A 17,119-nucleotide genomic window follows, 5' to 3' on the forward strand; every position below is an offset into this window, starting at 1 on the left:
GATCAGGCAACGTCCGGCCAGATGCCGCGCGTGTCGTAGACCGCCTTGTTGGCACGTTCCTCGGGCGGGATGACCTTGAAGACATCGTGATCGACGAGCGGGATCAGCACGCCGCATTCTTCGAGCGCGGTGTCGATGTCGACCAGTTCCGCACCCGTGCCCTCGAATTCCTTCGGCAGTTCCCCAGCATAGGGTTCGACGACCTGTACCCTTCCGCCGAATTCGCGCGCGAGCGAGGCGGCGACATAGCGTGCCGGTGACTCGCGGAAGTCGTCGATGTTCGCCTTGAAGGCGAGACCGAGGCAGGCGATCTTCGCGCCGGGGTTGACCTCGACCAGTGCCTTCGCGCGGGCGAGCACATGATGCATCTTGGCATCGTTGGTCTCGCGCGCCTGGCGGATGATCTTCGCTTCTTCGGGAGCGCCGTGGACGATGAACCACGGATCGACCGCAATGCAGTGTCCGCCCACACCGGGTCCCGGGGTGAGGATGTTCACCCGCGGGTGACGGTTGGCGAGGCGAATGACTTCCCACACGTCGAGCCCCTGCCGGTCGGCAATCATCGAAAGCTCGTTCGCAAAGGCGATGTTCACGTCGCGGAAGGCGTTCTCGACCAGCTTGGTCATCTCCGCACTGCGCGCATCGGTCGTGACGCATTCGCCCTTCACGAAGCGTTTGTAGAAGGCGAGCGCCTTTCTCGCACAGCGCGGGGTGATGCCTCCGATCGAGCGGTCGTTATGCGTCAGCTCCTCGAGGATTTTGCCGGGCAGGACGCGCTCCGGGCAATAGGCGAGGCTCACATCGGGCTGGCCGTCGGTAAGTCCGGGCATGGCGAGGTCGGGGCGTGCCGCCGCGATTGCGTCGCGCATCGCTTCGGTCGTGCCGACGGGCGAGGTCGACTCGAGGATCACCGTATCGCCCTTCTTGAGGACGCTGGCGACTTTCTCCGCCGCGGCCATGACATAGCTCGTGTCGGGAGTGTGGTTCCCGTCCTTGGCGAAGGGAGTCGGTACAGCGATCACGAACACGTCGGCTGGCGAAATCTCGGTCGAGGCACGCAGCAGCCCGCGCTGGACCACCGCCTGGACCAGCCCATCGAGATCGACCTCCTCGATATGGATTTCGCCGCGGTTGATCGTCTCGACGACGCGCTCCGACACGTCGACGCCGAGCACGGGGCAACCCGCTCGGGCAATGATCGCTGCCGTGGGAAGACCGATATAGCCGAGGCCGATAACGCAGACGTCGGGCTTGGTGTCACCGCGCATGAAATTCGTGTCCCTGAAACCGTTTCGCGCAGGCTCTAGCGCCTGTCGGTAAATTTAACAGTAACGCTATCGATCAACCGGCAAGCAGGTCGCAAATCCGCTGCGCAGAGTGGCCATCGCCGAACGGATTGTGGGCCCGTGCCATGGCTGCATAGGCTTGCTCGTCGTCGAGCAGGCGGAAAGTCTCGCGCACGATGGTGTCCGCATCGGTCCCGACCAGCTTGGCGGTTCCGGCTGCGACACCCTCTGGCCGCTCGGTGGTCTCGCGCATCACCAGTACCGGCTTGCCAAGTGCAGGTGCCTCTTCCTGCACACCGCCGCTGTCGGTCAGCATGAGGTGCGCGATGTCCAGCAGCCGGGCGAAGTGCGGGTAGTCGAGGGGTTCGATCAGGGCGACATTGTCGAGACCGGCGAGTTCGGCGTTCATGACTTGCCTGACGTTGGGATTGAGGTGCACCGGAAAAATAACCGCAACGTCATCTCTGGATGCGATTTGTCTAACCGCATTGGCGATATTCTGCATTCCTTCGCCAAAGTTCTCGCGGCGGTGGCTGGTCATGCCAATGATGCGTTTGCCGGCAAACCGATGCTCCAGTTCGGCCAAGCCTTGCGCAAGATGAGGTTCGCGCGTCACCTTCTCGCTGACCCAGTGAAGCGCATCGATGACCGTATTGCCGGTTACGTGGACAGTCGCCGGATCGACGTTCTCGCGCAGCAAGGCATCCCGAGCCGTCTCGGTAGGGGCGCAATGCAGCGCCGCGAAGGTCCCGACGACGCGCCGATTCACCTCTTCGGGCCACGGATGATGGATGTCGCCGCTGCGCAGCCCTGCTTCCACATGGCATACGGGAATCTTACGGTAATAGGCGGCGATGGCACCGGCCATCACCGTTGTCGTGTCCCCCTGCACCACCACCCAGTCGGGCTGTTCGGCATCGAGCACCTTGCCGATTTCGACCAAGGCTCGTGCGGTCAGCGCATCGAGCGTCTGGCCCGGCGTCATCAGGTCGAGGTCGTGGTCCGGGACGATCTCTGCGATCGCTAGCACTTGGTCGAGCATCGCGCGGTGCTGTGCCGAAACGCAGACCCGGCTGTCGAAGCGCGGGTCGGCTTCCAGCGCATGGACCAGCGGAAACAGCTTGATGGCCTCGGGGCGGGTCCCGAAAACGGTAAGGATCTTGCGCGGCGCACTCATGCGCGCGCTTTAGCCGCAATTGGTTAATCGACGATAGACGATGATTAGCCTTCGGGGCTGGGCAGCGGCTCAGCTTCAATGGTGGGCGTCTCGCCCGACCGCTCGCGCTCAAGGCGCTCCATGTACTCGCGCTCGATCATCTCGACGCGCTCCTGCTCTTGACGTGCCTCCTCGTCGACGCCCTGCAAGCGTTCGGCACGCGCCTGGTTGACCAGTGCGCTAAAGCGCACCTCGGACCCCTGCTCCTTGTCGGCATAGGCGTTGGCGATCATTTCCTGGGTGCAGCCGGTGAAGCCGCCGGCGCCCACCGGTGTACAGGACATGGTGCCGAACTTGCCGACCATTTCCAGCCGCTCGACACGCTGGGCCCAGGCCTGACCTTCCGGACTGTCGGAGAAACGCAGGCGTTCGGGAATCCGGTACCGCTCCTGCTCGGCCTTGCGAGCACAGACCACGATCTGGTCGCTGGTGCTTTGCGGGCAGACATCGTCGCCATAGACGATGACCATGTTGTAGCTGTCATCCGGGCTTTCGACGGGCTGCTGCGCCATTGCCGGCGCTGCGGCACCGAGGGCGATGACGGCGATCAGCGGCAGGGACTTCGACATGGTAACCTCTCGAAACTCTATCGGGCGGCATCTGGCGCCTTGCCCGGTGAACTCTCCATGAAGCGCGCAAAGGCGCTCCGGCGTTCCCGTCAAATCCTCTCGGACAGCCGGATTGCCGCGCGGCAGCCGAGCCGGATGAGGCCCGAAAGCACGGGATAGGCCGGCGCACGCTCCGCTCCGGCAGCCAGGGCTGCATCGCGATGCTCACGTTCGTCCTCGCGGAATTCCTCGATCATTGCGGCGAGCTCGGGGTCCTCCCCGCTTTCGTGCAACTCATCGAGCTGGCGCGAATAGTGGTCGTCTATTTCAGTCTCGATCGCCGCCGTACAGGCCATCGCCGCTTCGGGTCCGATCAGGGCAGTTACGGCTCCCAGAGCGAATCCAGCGCGGTCCCAAAAGGGTTGCAGCGCAGTGGGGCGCACGCCACGGCGCGCCATCAGTTCATCGAACTTCTCGCGATGCCCCGCTTCCTGCTCCGCCATGCCTGCGATTTCGGCCGAGTGCGGACCGCGATTGCCCATCACGGCGAGCTGGCCCGCATAAATGCGCGTTGCTCCGAATTCCCCGGCCTGGTCGACGCGGATCATCCGGGCGATGTGATCGGGGGCCTTGCTCATGCCTTCGTATCCTTGCGAAGAAGGACCAGCACCACAAGCGCCGAAACTGTCGAGATCAGGAAATTGTACCCGGCGAGGCTGATTCCGAAGAGTGTCCACGCAGGTTCGTCGCAGCGCACCAATGGGGTGTTCATGATATCCTCGAGCGCGTTACCGCTGCTCTCGCTGAAAATGGCCGCGCAAGAGGTAATCCCGGGCCACCAGCCGTATTCCACTCCGGCGTGGAAGAACCCGATCAAGCCCGAGGTAAGGATCGCCAGGGCAGCCAGTGCCGTCAGGACTTTGCGCGGTTCGGTCACAAAGGCGAGCGCGGCCAGAGCCACGGCGGCGAAATGGGGCCACCGCTGCCACCAGCACATTTCGCATGGGTACAGGCCGAAACCGTATTGCGAGATATAGGCGCCGCCGAGCAGCAGCGCCGGTATCGCCAGCGCAATCATGCGCGCCAGTCGCGAGTTGGGCGAAAGCGTCATGCCCCGCCGTTTAGCCTACTTGGCGCGCGCGGCAACCTTGTTCGGCGATGTCCGGCGCAGCGTTTCCAGAGCATAATGAAGCTGGAAGTCCTTGATGCCCTTGGCCTCGAGCTGTTCGGAGGTGAACTGGAAGCGCGGATCCTCACGCAGGTCCTTCTCCATCGCCTCGTCTGCCAGGCCTGCTTCATTCAGCAGGTGCCCGCGCAGGTCGCTTTCCCGCATCACGAACTTCGACCGCTTGGCGAGATCCGGATCGGAGAGCTGCGGCACGGTGATGTCGGGCTTGATGCCGCCCTCCTGCACCGAATGGCCCGAAGGCGTGTAGTAGCGCGCCGTCGTCAGCTTGAGCGCCGCATCGCGGCCCAGCGGCAGCAGCGACTGTACGCTACCCTTGCCGAAGCTGCGTTCGCCCATGATGACCGCGCGGCGATGGTCCTGCAGTGCGCCGGCGACGATTTCGGATGCCGAGGCCGAACCGGCATCGATGAGGACGATGATCGGGAGACCCTGAGCGATATCGCCGCGGAACACGGTCTCTGCGTCATAGGTGATGTTCTCGCCCCGTGCGCGACCGCGCTGCGAGACGATCTGTCCGTCGGTGAGGAATAGGTCGGACAGCGCCACCGCCTCGTCGAGACTGCCGCCGGGGTTGGAGCGCAGGTCGAGCACCAGCCCGTTGAGGCGTCCGGTGGCCTTGCTCTGCATGTCCTTCCAGGCCGCGAAGACGTCGCTGCCGACATCGCGCGAGAACTCGTTGACCATGATGTGGCCGATATTGCCGGCTTCGAGTTCCCACGTCACAGGCTCGAGCTCGATCACGCCGCGCGTGACGGTCACGTCGAAGGGCTCCTCGCGACCCGTGCGGAAGATGGTCAGGCGGATGCTGGTGCCTTCCTTGCCGCGCATCTGCGCGACGGCCTCGTCGAGGCTGCCGCCGTAAATCAGCTTGCCGTCGAGGTGGGTGATGTAGTCACCGGCCTTGATGCCCATCTTGTCGGCCGGGCTGCCGCGGAAGGGCGAGATGACCTTGACCGCGCCGTCTTCCATCACGACCGAGAGGCCGAGCCCGGAATAATTCCCGTCGATCATGGTTTCGAGGCGCTGGAGATCGCCGCCATCGAGATAGGCCGAGTGCGGATCGAGCGAGGCAAGCATCCCGTCGATCATTCCGCGCATCAGCTTGTCGTCGTCGACCTGCTCGACATAGCTTGCCTTGATCCGCTGGTAGACTGCCGCGACCTTGGCGAACTCCGGTCCTGCGCGTCCGTCGATCTGGGCGACACCCGCAGTCGTGGCGGGAATCAGGGCAACCGCCGTCACAAGGGCGGCGGAACGCAGCAAGGGGGCGAATTTCATCCGGGCAGTCTCCAAAGCGCTGGCGCATTTTATCGCGCATGGCCTGTTAATGCCAGATGAGCGTGAAAGTCCCGTCCCGAAAGGGGAATTCGACCGGCGACCTACCTGAGGTAGTCGAGCGGATTTACCGGTGTGCCTTCACGCCGCAATTCGAGTGTAACCCGCGGTGCATTCCGGCTTGCAGTGCCAAGGGGAGAGCCAGCGGTCACTTCCTGTCCGACAGCTGCCTGCAGTCCCGCGAGGCCGGTGACGAGGCTCGTCCAGCCGTTGGGATGCTCGACGATCACGATCATGCCGTATCCGCGATAAGGTCCTGCGAAGGCGACCCGGCCGGTTGCGGGAGCCACCACTTGGGCTCCGGCGCGTGGAACGAGCGATATGCCCGCCTCGCGTGGACCGCCCTCGCCAGCTTCGCCGAAGCCGCGGGCAACGCGGCCGTCGACGGGCAGTTGGTAGCGTGTCGGCGGCGCGGTCGCGCTAGGCAGGGGTGTCGGGACCGGCGATGCCTTTGCCGTCGCCAGTTGCGGATTGGCCGGACGCGGGATCGGGCCGGGCAGCGCCGCAAGCCGCTCGCGCAATGAACCGGCCGCTTCCAGTTTGCCGACGAGACCGTCGAGGTCGCGCGCCTCTTCGGCAAGAATCAGGGCGCGACGCGCCTCGCGATCGGCCCCGCCCGATGCCCTTTGCGCCGCCTGCCGTTCGCGTTCGGCGAGGGTCGACAGTTTCGTGCGCCGTTGGCCGAGGGTCTTTTCGCTTTCGCGACGGTCTCCGAGCGCGAGACGCGCCTCCTCTTCGAGTGCTCGGGCGCGATCGAGTTCACCGCGCAGGGCGGCAGTACGCTCGCGGACCAGCGGGATCGTGCTGTCGAGGACGGCGCGAGTGTGCACGAGGTCGCGCAACGAGCCGGGTTGGAGCGCGGAAAGCGTCAGCGGACGTCGGGCAAGGCTTTGCAGCGCCCCCGTGAGCTGGACGAGCGGGGTCCGACGCACGGCCAGCTGCCGGTCGAGAGTGCGCCGCTGGGTGTTTGCGATCGCAAGGCGGGCCTCCGCCGAAGCTATCGCGGCCTCGGCCTGCTGGACGCGGGCCGCCAGTGCCGCGATCTCCTGTCGCGCCTTGTCGGCAGCCTCGCGCGATTGCGCCGCCTTCTTCTCCAGCATCTCGCTGCGTGCGCGGGCATTGCGTTGCTGTTGCCGGGCTACGTCCAGTGCCTGACGCGCTTCGCCCGCATTGGCAAAAGAGTTGCCATCCTGTGCCTCGGCCGGGGTGCGGACGAAGGTAAGCGCGCCGACGACGATTGCGATGGATACCGGAAGAGCGACGCTGCGGATCATGGCGTCAATCCTGCAGCATTATCCGCTGCGATGATAGGGGTGGCCCGCAAGGATCGTGGTCGCCCGATACAGCTGTTCGGCCAGCATGGCGCGGGCCAGCAGATGCGGCCAGGTGGCGGAGCCGAAGGCGAGCAGCAAGTCGGCCTCCCTGCGCTCGTCTTCCGAATGGCCGTCTGCCGCGCCGAGGACGAAACGGCATTCGCGCATCCCGTCATCGCGCCAACGCCCGAGGATGGCGGCAAACTCCTCCGAGGACAGATCCTTGCCCCGTTCGTCGAGAAGCACCGTCTTGTATGGCGATTGCGGTTCGGGAGCGCGGCCCCCGGTTTCGGGAAGTTCGGTGAATTTCACCTGCCAGGTGATGCGCTTCTGGTATCGCGCAACCAGCTCCGCCTCCGGCGAGCGCGCAATCTTTCCGCGAGCGATGACGTGGAGCAGCATGAACAAATTTATCCGAGGCGTAGCGGAGGCAGGCGCGACCACGCGCCCGGGCGTATGCGAGGAAGCCAAGCCGCACGGGTGTGCGGCGTCCAGCGCCTGAAGGCGCTAGATGACTACGCCGTTCCGGCCACCGGCGGTGCGTCGCCGAATGCCCACATGCGCTCCAGGTTGTAGAAGCTGCGGACTTCGGGACGGAACAGGTGGACGACGACGTCCCCGGCATCGATCAGCACCCAGTCGGCCGCTGGCAGGCCTTCGAGCTTTACCGGCCCGTGACCTTCCTGTTTAACCTTCTCGGCCAGTTTCTGCGCCATGGCCGCGACCTGCCGGGTCGAACGGCCCGAGGCGATCACCATGTGGTCGGCGATCGAGCTCTTGCCTTCTAACGGGATGGTCACGACGTCCTGCGCCTGGTCGTCATCGAGCTGCTGGAGCACGAGTGCGAGGAGCTGGTCGGAATCAGCCTTGGCCAAGGGGATAACCTTTGCCGAGGCCTGACCGGCGTTTGCCTGGTCGGTGTGCGCCTGAGTCATAGGCGGATGCGGTACTCCTAGATCGAGGGGCGTGGGCCATGTCGGAAACAATGCGCATCATGGCGCGGTAGTTTCCTCCCGCGCTTCGATGAGCCGATGTGTCAGCTGGTCCCTCGGAGGCGGCCCGGCGAAGCGTGCGGCCCAATCGGGATCGGCGCGGCGGATGGCCGTGGCCGATCGTTGATCGGGATCGAAACGCAAAGTCACCAGTGCCGGTGCACTCCATGCGCCCCCGTTTACAAAACTGGACAGCGGCACCAAATAGCGCCTCAGCCAGGCCATCGCGGGGCTTGCGACGACAGCGCCATCATAGCCGGGCCGTGCGATGACCGCAATCGGCATCATCCGCGCAATTCTCCGCCAGTCGCGCCAGAGGTGGAACTGGCCGAGATTGTCCGCCCCCATCAGCCAGACGAAGTCGTGCTTTGGATAGCGCCGTTTGAGCGCGGCCAGCGTGTCGACCGTAAAGCGGGTCCCCAATTCACGTTCGATCGCGGTCACACGGATTCTCGCGCGCCCCGCGAGTTCAACTGCGGAGCGGTATCGCGACGCTAACGGGGCCATCCCCTTCTTCGGCTTCAGCGGATTGCCGGGCGACACCATCCACCACACTTCGTCGAGCTGCAGAGCTGCAAGCGCGAAGAGCGACACGCGACGGTGGCCGCCATGCGCCGGATTGAAGCTTCCACCGAGGAGGCCGATTCGCGCCATATTCCTCAGCGCCCAGCCACGGGATAGTCCTGACCTGACGTTTTATCGTTTAAAATCAAGAACTTGCATCCCCATTGCGCGAGGGTGCTCCGTGCGAATCGCAAGAAAGCAGTAAACGCTGGCGTAACTTTTGGTTCCCGCATTTGCATGAAAATTTTCCAACAAAGTAACGCTTCACCGCATCCTTCCTTCGACTCGTGGAATCCACAGGCCCCGCGATTCGATTCCCGCGGAAACCTTTGTTAGCGCTCATTTCGGGACGTGAGAGACCATTAAGGGACGGGTCGTTTTGCTCAATCAATCTGCCACGAGCGGCTGGGGGAGCCGTTTGCGTAGCTGGTTTCCCGATCGCGAGTTCTTCATGCGATCGGAAGGCCAGGTTCGCTTCATCACCATTTCATCCAAGGTCCAGATTACCGCTGCCGCGATTGCGGCTGCGGCACTTCTTGTCTGGGCAATCTCGATGGCCGTAGCTGGCTGGACACAGTATCGCGCCACGGCGGATCGCCTGTCGCTGCTCGATCGCGAGGCGAAGGTCGCAACCGCCGAAGAGCGCGTCGACGCCTATCGCGGAAATATCGATGCGGTCGCCACCGACCTGCAGAAGCGCCAGGAATTCATCGAAGACATGGTGTCCGCCCTTCCGGAGGACGTGAAGACCGTCGACAAGGTCAGCGATTCGACCGGCGAAGCGGCCAAGACCGTCGACAAGGTCAGCATGTCGATCCCCGAAGCAGCTGCGCTCGCCCGCATCGAAGCACGCCAGCTTGCCTTTGTCGAGAACCTGACCCGCTATGCCGACTGGCGTGCCCAGCGCGCATCGGCAGCGCTCAAGAAGCTGGGCCTCGATCCCCGCAGCATGGTTGCCCGCGCGGATCGCACCGCCATGGGTGGTCCGCTCGAGAAGCTCGCGACCTCTCACGATGGCTCGATCGATCCGCGCTTCGAGCGGCTCGGCCTCTCGATTGCCCGCATGGCCGCACTCGAGAGCGGACTTGCCGGCGTGCCCCAGGTCGAGCCTGCCAGCCTCAAGTACATTTCCTCTGGCTTCGGCTATCGCCACGATCCGTTCACCGGCGCAGGCGCCATGCACAAGGGCCTCGACTTCCGCGGCCCGATCGGTGCACCGATCTATGCCGCTGCCGCTGGCCGCGTCAGCTTTGTCGGCCGGCGCTCCGGTTACGGCAACACCGTCGAAATCACCCATGGCAATGGCCTGATGACTCGCTACGCCCACATGTCGCGCTTCCACACGACGGTTGGCGCCAAGGTTAGCCCGGGCCAGACCATCGGTGCGATCGGCAGCACCGGCCGCTCGACGGGCCCGCACCTCCATTTCGAAGTCCGCATCAACGATCGCGCGGTCAACCCGCGCACTTTCCTGGAGACCGCCCCTCATGTTCTCGAAGAAATCCGACGAGCTCCCCAGCTCGCCTCCGCCAACTAACCCGGGACGCAGCATAATGAGCAAGGGCAACTCCACCTTTTCGGTCCTCGGGTCGGATCTCTCGATCAAGGGCGACATCAAGGCCTCGGCCGATCTTCACATCGACGGTTCGGTAGAAGGCGACATCGCCTGTTCCAGCCTTGTGCAGGGCGAAACCAGCGTCGTGACCGGCGCGATCAAGGCCGAAACCGCGCGCCTGGCCGGGACGGTCAATGGCTCGATCACTGCGCGCGAGCTGGTGATCCTCAAGACCGCCAAGATCAACGGCGACGTGTTTTACGATGCCCTGACCATCGAACAGGGTGCGCAGGTCGAAGGCCGCTTCGCCCATCGGGACACCAAGCCTTCGCTCTCGGCCGCACCGCAGCCGGCCAAGCAGCCCGAGCTTTCGGTCGCGAACTAGGTCTTTATAGTTTGGAGGGGATGAGGGCCGCTTGCGCAACGACGCAGGCGGCCTTCTCTTTTGACCTCAGTCGAGGACTTCGGCCCGGAGCGCCTTGCGATCGAGCTTGCCGATCATGGTCTTGGGAAGTTCGTGCCGCACGACGATGCTTTCGACACGTTCGTGCTTGCCGATACGGCCGTTGAGCCATGCGGCGAGATCTTCACCTGTAGCAGTGGCACCGGCATTAAGCGTGACATAGGCACGCGGGCGCTCGCCGAGGTAGGCGTCGGGGACGCCGATCACCAGCGCCTCCTTGACCGCCTTGTTCTCCAGCAGGACGTCCTCGACCTGGCTCGGGAATACCTTGAACCCGCCAACGGCGATCATGTCCTTGATGCGGTCGACTATCTCGAGAAATCCCTCGTCATCGACAGTCGCGACATCGCCGGTGCGCAGCCATCGCTTGCCGTGGTGCTCGACGAAGACGTCCTTTGCTGCTTCGGGCCGGTTCCAGTAGCCTTGCATGATCTGCGGGCCGTGAAGCGCCAGTTCGCCAGGCTCTCCATCGGGTGCGATTATCGTTGCGTCCTCCTTGTCGAGGAGAAGAACCTCCGTCCGCATCACGACTTGCCCGATAGTCCCCGGTTTGCGCTTGCCTGCATAGGGATTGGCCGAGACTACCCCCGAGCTTTCGGTAAGGCCGTAACCCTCGACCAGCCGGACGCCGGTGGCCGCTTCCCATTTCTCTCGCAGCGGGCCAGCTAGCGGCGCGCCGCCGGAAATGCAGACCTTGAGAGTCGAAAGATCGGTCTTGGCCAGGTCGGGATGGTCGAGTAGCGCCTGGAACATTGTCGGCACTCCGGGAAAGCCGGTCGCGCCATACTTCTCGATCGTTTGCAGCACCTGCTTCGTCTCGAAACGCGGCACCATGGCGATGGACGCGCCGGTCACGACCGCGTGGTTGAGCAGCGCGGTGTTGGCGAAGACATGGAAGAACGGCAGGGCGCCCATGAAGACTTCGCCGGCCGGATCGCCGAAAGGATTGAGCCCGGCGGTCTGCTGTGCGTTGATCGACAGGTTGGCATGCGTGAGCATGGCCCCCTTGGGCGTGCCTGTTGTTCCTCCGGTGTACTGGAGCAAGGCCAGGCCATGTGGATCGATTTCGGGAAGAGGCTCGTTGCGGCGCGTCCCTCCTTCTTTCAGCAGGTCCGCCCAATCCAGGATCCCGTCCCCGTAGGCGACCCGGGCCACCTTGCTGCGCGCGAACAGGCGCAGCGCCAGTCCCTTCAAGGTTGGCAGCATGCCCGAGAGCGAGCTCACCACGAGCATTTCCAGTGAGGTGGAGCGCAGGACCGCCTCTGCCTTGCCGTACAGTTCGGGCACGTCGACGGTAACGAGCAGGCGCGTGCCCGAATCCGCAACCTGGGCACTCAATTCGTCGACCGTGTAGAGCGGCGAGAAATTGACCACCACCGCACCGGCCATCATCGCTCCGTAATAGGCGACGACATAAGATGGCACGTTGGGGAGGAAGAGACCAACCCGATCGCCGTCGCCGATGCCGTGCATGCGCAGTGCCTGGGCAAAGGCAACCGTGTCACGGAAGAGCTCGTCATAACTGTAGGTGCGACCGAGGAAGTGCAGCAGGGGCGCGGCGGGCGAACGGTCCTTCGTACGCGCGAACATTTCCGGCAAGGCAATCGCGTCGAAATGCGTTGCCCATGGTACGGGATGATAATTCGGCAGCTTGCTGACATCCATGTCAGTAGGATGGCCTATCCTGCCATAAACGCAAGCAAAAAGGGCGGGCGCAGCCTGTGCTTCGCCCGCCCTTCAAGAGGTCTTTCGAGGCCTGCCCGATCAGGCTTCCTCGGCATCCTCAGACGCGCGCTTGGCTTCGAGCCAGGCGGCGGCTTCGGCTTCCTGCGCAGCTTCGGCGGCGGCCTTTTCATTGGCATCACGCTCTGCGCGCAGTTCCTCGATCAGCTTCTCGCGATCGCTGCCCGATTCGACCGGGGCGGCGGCGCCTTCGATGCCGGCCTTCTTGGCAGCCTTGGCGACGACGGCGTCGAGTTCGCGCTGCGAACACAGGCCGAGCGTAACCGGATCTTTCGGCTGGATGTTCTGGATGTTCCAGTGGCTGCGCTCGCGGATCGCAGTGATCGTGTTGCGCGTGGTGCCGATGAGCTTGGAAATCTGCGCATCCGAAATCTCGGGGTGCGCACGCAAGATCCAGGCGATGCCGTCGGGCTTGTCCTGGCGCTTGGAGACCGGGGTGTAGCGCGGCCCCTTGGTGCGGCTGACCGCGACCGGAGCGCGCTGCATCTTGAGCGCGTAATCCGGGTCGGCCTGGCCCTTCTCGATCTCGGCCAGCGTCAGCTCGCCTGAGTGCACCGGATCGCGTCCGGTATACTTGCTGCTCGCGAGGTCGTCGGCCATCGCCTGCACCTCGAGGATGTGAAGGCCGCAGAATTCGGCGATCTGCTCGAAGGACAGGCCGGTGTTGTCGACGAGCCAGGTGGCGGTCGCATGCGGCATCAGCGGTTTGGGTTGGTCGGCCATGAAAATGCCTTTTCTCGGGTCTGAAAATAGAAGGGCCGCCCCTCGCGGAGCGGCCGTTGTGGTCCCGATGTAAGCGACGGGGGCGGATTCGGCAAGTGAATCCCTAAGGATCGAACGGCAGGTCCGTACCGAGCGTTGCCAGTCCCGCAAGAAACTGGCGCGTCGCCTCTTCCCATCCGAAAGTTGCCCCGTATCTCGCGCAGGCGCGGCGATCGCACAGGATTGCTGCGGCGATTGCCCGGTCGAGATCTTCGCTGAGCGCACCCACATCGTCGGTTACGATGTCCTTTGGCCCGGCAACGGGATAGGCGGCAACGGGCGTGCCGCAGGCAAGAGCCTCTATCATCACGAGGCCGAACGTATCCGTCCGGCTGGGGAAGACGAAGACATCGGCCCCCGCATAGCACCCGGCCAGTTCCTCGCCCTCGCGTCGGCCAAGGAAAACAGCATCGGGGAAGCGCACCTTGAGCGATTCCAGCGCCGGTCCGTCACCGACGACAACCCTCGTGCCAGGGTAGGACCCGGACAGGAATGCCTCGATGTTCTTCTCCACCGAGACGCGCCCGACATAGAGCTGGATCGGGCGCGGCAGGTCGGCATACTCGACGGGCGGGGGCGCTCCGGGCGTGAAGCATTCAAGGTCGACGCCACGGCTCCAGTGATGCAACCGGTCGATGCCGCGCTCGCGCAGTTCGCCACGGATGCTCTCGGTCGCCACGAGCACACGCTCTGCCGGGGCATGGAACCACCTGATATAGCGCCAGAACCATGCGGCGGGCAGGTGGGTACGCCGTGCCACGTACTCGGGAAACTGCGTGTGATAGGCGGTGGTGAAACTCACGCCGTAGCGCGCGCAGTAGCGCCGCGCAGCCCAGCCGAGCGGGCCCTCGGTGGCGATATGGATCGCATCGGGAGCGAACTTGCGCAGCCGATCGGAGACCGCGCGCGGACAGGTGAGGGCCAAGCGTATCTCGGGATAGGTCGGGCAAGGCACGCTGGCGAATTCCTCGGGCGAGATAACGAGGATTTCGCGCCCCTGTTCGCGCAGGATGTCGCAGGTCGTTGTCAGAGTGCGCACTACGCCGTTCATCTGCGGAAGCCAGGCATCGGTAACGATTGCGATGCGCTGGGGTTCGACGGGGATCACTGCCTTGGCGTGACGGTCGAGCAGGGGAAGGGTCTGGGCGTTCAAGCAGCCTTCCTTTCGGACTTGTTGCGCCGCGCAACTTCTTCGGCCCAGTGGAGCACTTCCATGCGCCCGTCGAAATGCTCGACCAGCGCCGTGCAGCCTTCGACCCAGTCGCCGTCGTTGAAGTATTCGACGCGGCGGCCTTCGTGGAAGAAGTCACGAACCTCCGCAGTATGGATGTGGCCGCAGACAACCCCGTCCACCCCGCGCTCGCCGGCGGCGCGCGCGACCACTTCCTCGTACTTCGAGATGAACTCGACCGCGTTCTTGACCTTGTGCTTCGCCGCCTTGGAGATCGACCAATAGGGCAGGCCGAGCGCCTTGCGCGCACGGGCGACCCAATTGTTGAGCTTCATCATCGCGTGGTAGGCAGCGTCGCCGACGAAGGCGAGCCAGCGGTGCGCCAGCATTACCGTGTCGAACTCGTCACCATGGAGCACCATCAGGCGGCGACCGTCGGCGGTATCGTGGAAAGCGGCGCGGCGAATTTCCACTCCACCAAAGTTCATTCCGCAGAACGGCCTCACCATCTCGTCATGATTGCCGGGGATGTAGACGATCCGCGTGCCGCGCTTCGCTCGTTTGAGGACGCGCCACACGATGTCGTTGTGTTCGGCTGGCCAGTAGAACTTCTTCTTGAGGCGCCAGCCGTCGATGATGTCACCGACCAGGTACATGGTGTCACTGTCGGTGTGGTCGAGGAAATCGATCAGCAGTTCGTGGTTGCACCCCTTGGTGCCGAGGTGGATGTCGCTGATCCAGATTGTGCGAAACCGCAACCGTTCGCCTGTGATGCGTTCGGGAACAGTTGGCTTGATCGAGGGAAAATTGGCTACGTTGTGAAGCGCTTCGAGGCCGCTGGGCAGTTCGGTCATGGATTGGAATCCCGCTGCTTTTCACGGGATTCTATGTCATGCCAATGTTACGCGCCGCGCACGTGACGGTTACGGAATCGGGACTTTGCTACGGTTTCGGGTCAAGACATCGGGACGTAACCCGGCAGGGTCGAAACCCGTTCGAGCCACCGTCCGATTGCAGGGTAATCCCCCAGGCCGAAGCCACCCTCTTCCGCCACATGCGTATAAGCGTAGAGCGCAATGTCGGCGAGCGATGCGCCTGTTCCGACGAACCAATCGCGATCCGCGAGGTGGCGATCCATCAGCGTCAGCGCATCGCAACCGGCGATCCGCTTGGCGATCAGCTGAGCGCGCTGCTGGTCGGACAGGTTAGGTTCGCCGATAAAGTGAAGCCAGAAGCGCAGCGTCGCGACATTGGGCTCGTGATTGTACTGCTCGAAGAACATCCAGCGCAGCATGTCGGCACGCTGGAAACGATCGCCGGGGATCAGGTCGCTGCCCTCGGCGAGGAACCAGCAGGCGGCATTACTTTCAGGCAGGAAACTGTCGCCGATCTGGAGAACAGGTATGCGGCCGTTGGAATTCACTTGCGCGAGGAATTCCGGCGTTCGCGTCTCGCCTTTCATTATGTCGTATTGCCGGACTTCCAGCGGCAGTCCGAGCAACGCGGCGGTCAGCTTGATCTTGTAGCAATTGCCGCTGCGCGGGTCCTCGTGAAGCGTCAGCCTATCCACCTGCGACCTCCAGCACGATCTTGCCGATATGGTCCCCGCCTTCCATCCGCGCATGCGCCGCCGCGACGTCGCGCAAGGGGAAGCTGCGATCCATGACCGGACGGATCGTCTTGTCTTCGAACAGTGGCCAGGCGTGATTATGGATCTCGTCCGCGAGCAGCGCCTTGAACTCGTCAGAGCGCGGGCGCAGCGTCGAGCCGGTCAGGGTCAGGCGCTTGCGCATGATAGTGGCCATGTTGATCTCGGCCTTGAGCCCACCGAGCACCGCGATCGTTACATGGCGCCCGTCATCGGCGAGACATTCGAGGTTGCGCGCCACATAGTCGCCGGAGACCATGTCCAGCACCACATCGACACCCTTGCCACCGGTAAAGGCCTTCACTTCCTCGACGAAATCCGCCTCGCGATAGTTGATCGCGAGGTCCGCGCCGAGAACGCGCGCAGCCTGGCACTTGTCCTCGCTACCGGCGGTGGTCACCACCTTCATCTCGAACGCCTTGGCGAGCATGATCGCCATTGTGCCAATGCCCGAGGTGCCGCCGTGGACAAGCAGCGTCTCACCCTCGCGCGCCCAGCCGCGCTCGAAGACATTGTGCCAGACAGTGAACAGCGTTTCGGGGATCGCAGCCGCTTCAGCCATGTCCATACCGTGCGGCACGTGAAGGCAGTGCGCCGCATTGGCGAGGCAATATTCCGCATAACCCCCACCCGAAACCAGCGCGCAGACGCGGCGGTTGAGCATCTCCGGCTGCACGCCCTTGCCGACGGCGACGACCGTGCCCGACACCTCAAGACCCGGAATGGGCGAGGCTCCCGGCGGCGGCGGATAGAACCCCTGGCGCTGGATCACGTCGGGCCGGTTCACCCCCGCCCAGGCGACCCTGATCAGCAACTGGTTCTCGCCCGGTTCGGGTAGCGGCAATTCCTCGGGGCGAAAGACATCGGGACCGCCCGGGGCATCGAACCCCATAGCAGTCATGGTAGCGGGCAATTCTGCGGCCAATTTGCGTCCCCTGCGTCTTGCGCGTCGAACATGCGTGGCACGGCTGCCACGGCGGGGGGCAATAGCGGGAGCCCCCGTTGACAGCAACCGGGGAGAATTGCGAGATTGCCCGCAATGGAAGACGACGACCGTCCACGCCCCCGGGGTGACGCTGCGAGCAAGCTCGCCGCAGAGGACCTCGGCCCCTATTCGCAAGACGAGCTGGAACAGCGCATCGCCTTGCTTGAAGCCGAGATCGCTCGCGTCGAAAAGCATCGCCTTTCGGCTGCCGCGCATCGCGATGCGGCTGAAGCCTTGTTCGGGCGAAAGGATTAGTTGGCTGTGCGGGGGCTGCAATCATCCGCATCGCCCACCATATCGGCCACATATCCATCCACGCATACAGCTTTGGTCAACCTTGCCGGCCTAG

Annotated in this window: 19 protein-coding genes; 3 read left to right on the forward strand and 16 right to left on the reverse strand. The window is 63.9% G+C overall.

What is annotated here, in order from left to right:
* Nucleotides 1-2: 2 nt before the first annotated feature.
* The 10 genes from wecC to IRL76_RS12580 form a co-directional block, all read right to left on the reverse strand.
* On the reverse strand, nucleotides 3-1,268 hold the full coding sequence (wecC, locus tag IRL76_RS12535) for a UDP-N-acetyl-D-mannosamine dehydrogenase (RefSeq protein WP_200981658.1): 1,266 nt from the start codon (nucleotides 1,266-1,268) through the stop codon (nucleotides 3-5).
* Nucleotides 1,269-1,341: 73 nt separating this feature from the next.
* A complete protein-coding gene (wecB, locus tag IRL76_RS12540) occupies nucleotides 1,342-2,463 on the reverse strand; it encodes a non-hydrolyzing UDP-N-acetylglucosamine 2-epimerase (RefSeq protein WP_200981659.1) in 1,122 nt (373 codons plus the stop codon).
* Nucleotides 2,464-2,507: 44 nt separating this feature from the next.
* On the reverse strand, nucleotides 2,508-3,071 hold the full coding sequence (locus IRL76_RS12545; RefSeq protein WP_200981660.1) for a hypothetical protein: 564 nt from the start codon (nucleotides 3,069-3,071) through the stop codon (nucleotides 2,508-2,510).
* 89 nt (nucleotides 3,072-3,160) lie between these two features.
* Nucleotides 3,161-3,688 carry a demethoxyubiquinone hydroxylase family protein gene (locus IRL76_RS12550; RefSeq protein ID WP_200981661.1) on the reverse strand — a complete coding sequence of 176 codons (528 nt, stop codon included), beginning with the start codon at nucleotides 3,686-3,688 and terminating at the stop codon, nucleotides 3,161-3,163.
* The gene (locus IRL76_RS12555) at nucleotides 3,685-4,161 is read right to left on the reverse strand and encodes a disulfide bond formation protein B (protein WP_200981662.1); all 477 of its coding nucleotides are present in this window, start codon (nucleotides 4,159-4,161) and stop codon (nucleotides 3,685-3,687) included. The genes IRL76_RS12550 and IRL76_RS12555 overlap by 4 nt, the downstream gene beginning before the upstream one ends.
* A gap of 15 nt (nucleotides 4,162-4,176) precedes the next feature.
* Entirely contained in the window at nucleotides 4,177-5,517 is a 1,341-nt protein-coding gene (locus IRL76_RS12560; protein ID WP_200981663.1) for a S41 family peptidase, read from the reverse strand.
* 101 nt (nucleotides 5,518-5,618) lie between these two features.
* Nucleotides 5,619-6,848: a murein hydrolase activator EnvC family protein gene (locus IRL76_RS12565; protein WP_246449772.1), complete on the reverse strand. Its 1,230-nt coding sequence runs from the start codon at nucleotides 6,846-6,848 to the stop codon at nucleotides 5,619-5,621.
* An 18-nt stretch (nucleotides 6,849-6,866) separates the two neighbouring features.
* The gene (locus IRL76_RS12570) at nucleotides 6,867-7,289 is read right to left on the reverse strand and encodes a 23S rRNA (pseudouridine(1915)-N(3))-methyltransferase RlmH (protein ID WP_200981664.1); all 423 of its coding nucleotides are present in this window, start codon (nucleotides 7,287-7,289) and stop codon (nucleotides 6,867-6,869) included.
* A gap of 113 nt (nucleotides 7,290-7,402) precedes the next feature.
* Nucleotides 7,403-7,822: a ribosome silencing factor gene (rsfS, locus tag IRL76_RS12575; protein WP_200981665.1), complete on the reverse strand. Its 420-nt coding sequence runs from the start codon at nucleotides 7,820-7,822 to the stop codon at nucleotides 7,403-7,405.
* A gap of 57 nt (nucleotides 7,823-7,879) precedes the next feature.
* On the reverse strand, nucleotides 7,880-8,542 hold the full coding sequence (locus IRL76_RS12580) for a nicotinate-nucleotide adenylyltransferase (RefSeq protein ID WP_281388139.1): 663 nt from the start codon (nucleotides 8,540-8,542) through the stop codon (nucleotides 7,880-7,882).
* Between the two features lie 319 nt (nucleotides 8,543-8,861).
* Here IRL76_RS12580 and IRL76_RS12585 point away from each other — a divergent pair, with 319 nt between their 5' ends.
* Both IRL76_RS12585 and IRL76_RS12590 read left to right on the forward strand, forming a co-directional pair.
* On the forward strand, nucleotides 8,862-9,980 hold the full coding sequence (locus tag IRL76_RS12585; protein WP_246449774.1) for a M23 family metallopeptidase: 1,119 nt from the start codon (nucleotides 8,862-8,864) through the stop codon (nucleotides 9,978-9,980).
* A 16-nt stretch (nucleotides 9,981-9,996) separates the two neighbouring features.
* Nucleotides 9,997-10,383: a bactofilin family protein gene (locus tag IRL76_RS12590; protein WP_200981667.1), complete on the forward strand. Its 387-nt coding sequence runs from the start codon at nucleotides 9,997-9,999 to the stop codon at nucleotides 10,381-10,383.
* A 66-nt stretch (nucleotides 10,384-10,449) separates the two neighbouring features.
* On the opposite strand, the gene IRL76_RS12595 is transcribed toward IRL76_RS12590, so the two are convergent.
* From IRL76_RS12595 to IRL76_RS12620, 6 genes are all read right to left on the reverse strand, one after another.
* Nucleotides 10,450-12,126, reverse strand: a complete 1,677-nt coding sequence (locus tag IRL76_RS12595; protein WP_200981668.1) for an AMP-binding protein — start codon at nucleotides 12,124-12,126, stop codon at nucleotides 10,450-10,452.
* Between the two features lie 99 nt (nucleotides 12,127-12,225).
* A complete protein-coding gene (locus IRL76_RS12600) occupies nucleotides 12,226-12,927 on the reverse strand; it encodes a DUF1013 domain-containing protein (RefSeq protein WP_200981669.1) in 702 nt (233 codons plus the stop codon).
* Between the two features lie 103 nt (nucleotides 12,928-13,030).
* Nucleotides 13,031-14,017, reverse strand: a complete 987-nt coding sequence (locus IRL76_RS12605; protein WP_200984321.1) for a glycosyltransferase family 4 protein — start codon at nucleotides 14,015-14,017, stop codon at nucleotides 13,031-13,033.
* A gap of 98 nt (nucleotides 14,018-14,115) precedes the next feature.
* Complete coding sequence (locus tag IRL76_RS12610; RefSeq protein WP_200981670.1) at nucleotides 14,116-14,991, reverse strand: UDP-2,3-diacylglucosamine diphosphatase; 876 nt, start codon at nucleotides 14,989-14,991, stop codon at nucleotides 14,116-14,118.
* Nucleotides 14,992-15,092: 101 nt separating this feature from the next.
* Nucleotides 15,093-15,707: a glutathione S-transferase family protein gene (locus tag IRL76_RS12615; protein WP_246449775.1), complete on the reverse strand. Its 615-nt coding sequence runs from the start codon at nucleotides 15,705-15,707 to the stop codon at nucleotides 15,093-15,095.
* Nucleotides 15,700-16,686, reverse strand: coding sequence for an NAD(P)H-quinone oxidoreductase (locus IRL76_RS12620; RefSeq protein WP_246449777.1), 987 nt, complete (start codon nucleotides 16,684-16,686; stop codon nucleotides 15,700-15,702). Before IRL76_RS12620 ends, IRL76_RS12615 begins: the two co-directional genes overlap by 8 nt.
* Nucleotides 16,687-16,824: 138 nt before the next feature.
* Between IRL76_RS12620 and IRL76_RS12625 the strand changes: the two genes are divergently transcribed.
* The gene (locus tag IRL76_RS12625) at nucleotides 16,825-17,025 is read left to right on the forward strand and encodes a DUF1192 domain-containing protein (RefSeq protein WP_200981672.1); all 201 of its coding nucleotides are present in this window, start codon (nucleotides 16,825-16,827) and stop codon (nucleotides 17,023-17,025) included.
* Nucleotides 17,026-17,119: the final 94 nt, after the last annotated feature.

The organism is Qipengyuania soli, from assembly GCF_015529805.1.
Lineage (GTDB): Bacteria > Pseudomonadota > Alphaproteobacteria > Sphingomonadales > Sphingomonadaceae > Qipengyuania > Qipengyuania soli.

Bases quoted from the DNA above. Each gene is read 5' to 3' on its own strand.
- wecC (WP_200981658.1), bottom strand. From the start codon at position 1,268: ATGCGCGGTGACACCAAGCCCGACGTCTGCGTTATCGGCCTCGGCTAT.
- wecB (WP_200981659.1), bottom strand. From the start codon at position 2,463: ATGAGTGCGCCGCGCAAGATCCTTACCGTTTTCGGGACCCGCCCCGAG.
- IRL76_RS12545 (WP_200981660.1), bottom strand. From the start codon at position 3,071: ATGTCGAAGTCCCTGCCGCTGATCGCCGTCATCGCCCTCGGTGCCGCA.
- IRL76_RS12550 (WP_200981661.1), bottom strand. From the start codon at position 3,688: ATGAGCAAGGCCCCCGATCACATCGCCCGGATGATCCGCGTCGACCAG.
- IRL76_RS12555 (WP_200981662.1), bottom strand. From the start codon at position 4,161: ATGACGCTTTCGCCCAACTCGCGACTGGCGCGCATGATTGCGCTGGCG.
- IRL76_RS12560 (WP_200981663.1), bottom strand. From the start codon at position 5,517: ATGAAATTCGCCCCCTTGCTGCGTTCCGCCGCCCTTGTGACGGCGGTT.
- IRL76_RS12565 (WP_246449772.1), bottom strand. From the start codon at position 6,848: ATGATCCGCAGCGTCGCTCTTCCGGTATCCATCGCAATCGTCGTCGGC.
- IRL76_RS12570 (WP_200981664.1), bottom strand. From the start codon at position 7,289: ATGCTGCTCCACGTCATCGCTCGCGGAAAGATTGCGCGCTCGCCGGAG.
- rsfS (WP_200981665.1), bottom strand. From the start codon at position 7,822: ATGACTCAGGCGCACACCGACCAGGCAAACGCCGGTCAGGCCTCGGCA.
- IRL76_RS12590 (WP_200981667.1), top strand. From the start codon at position 9,997: ATGAGCAAGGGCAACTCCACCTTTTCGGTCCTCGGGTCGGATCTCTCG.
- IRL76_RS12595 (WP_200981668.1), bottom strand. From the start codon at position 12,126: ATGGATGTCAGCAAGCTGCCGAATTATCATCCCGTACCATGGGCAACG.
- IRL76_RS12600 (WP_200981669.1), bottom strand. From the start codon at position 12,927: ATGGCCGACCAACCCAAACCGCTGATGCCGCATGCGACCGCCACCTGG.
- IRL76_RS12605 (WP_200984321.1), bottom strand. From the start codon at position 14,017: ATGAACGGCGTAGTGCGCACTCTGACAACGACCTGCGACATCCTGCGC.
- IRL76_RS12610 (WP_200981670.1), bottom strand. From the start codon at position 14,991: ATGACCGAACTGCCCAGCGGCCTCGAAGCGCTTCACAACGTAGCCAAT.
- IRL76_RS12620 (WP_246449777.1), bottom strand. From the start codon at position 16,686: ATGACTGCTATGGGGTTCGATGCCCCGGGCGGTCCCGATGTCTTTCGC.
- IRL76_RS12625 (WP_200981672.1), top strand. From the start codon at position 16,825: ATGGAAGACGACGACCGTCCACGCCCCCGGGGTGACGCTGCGAGCAAG.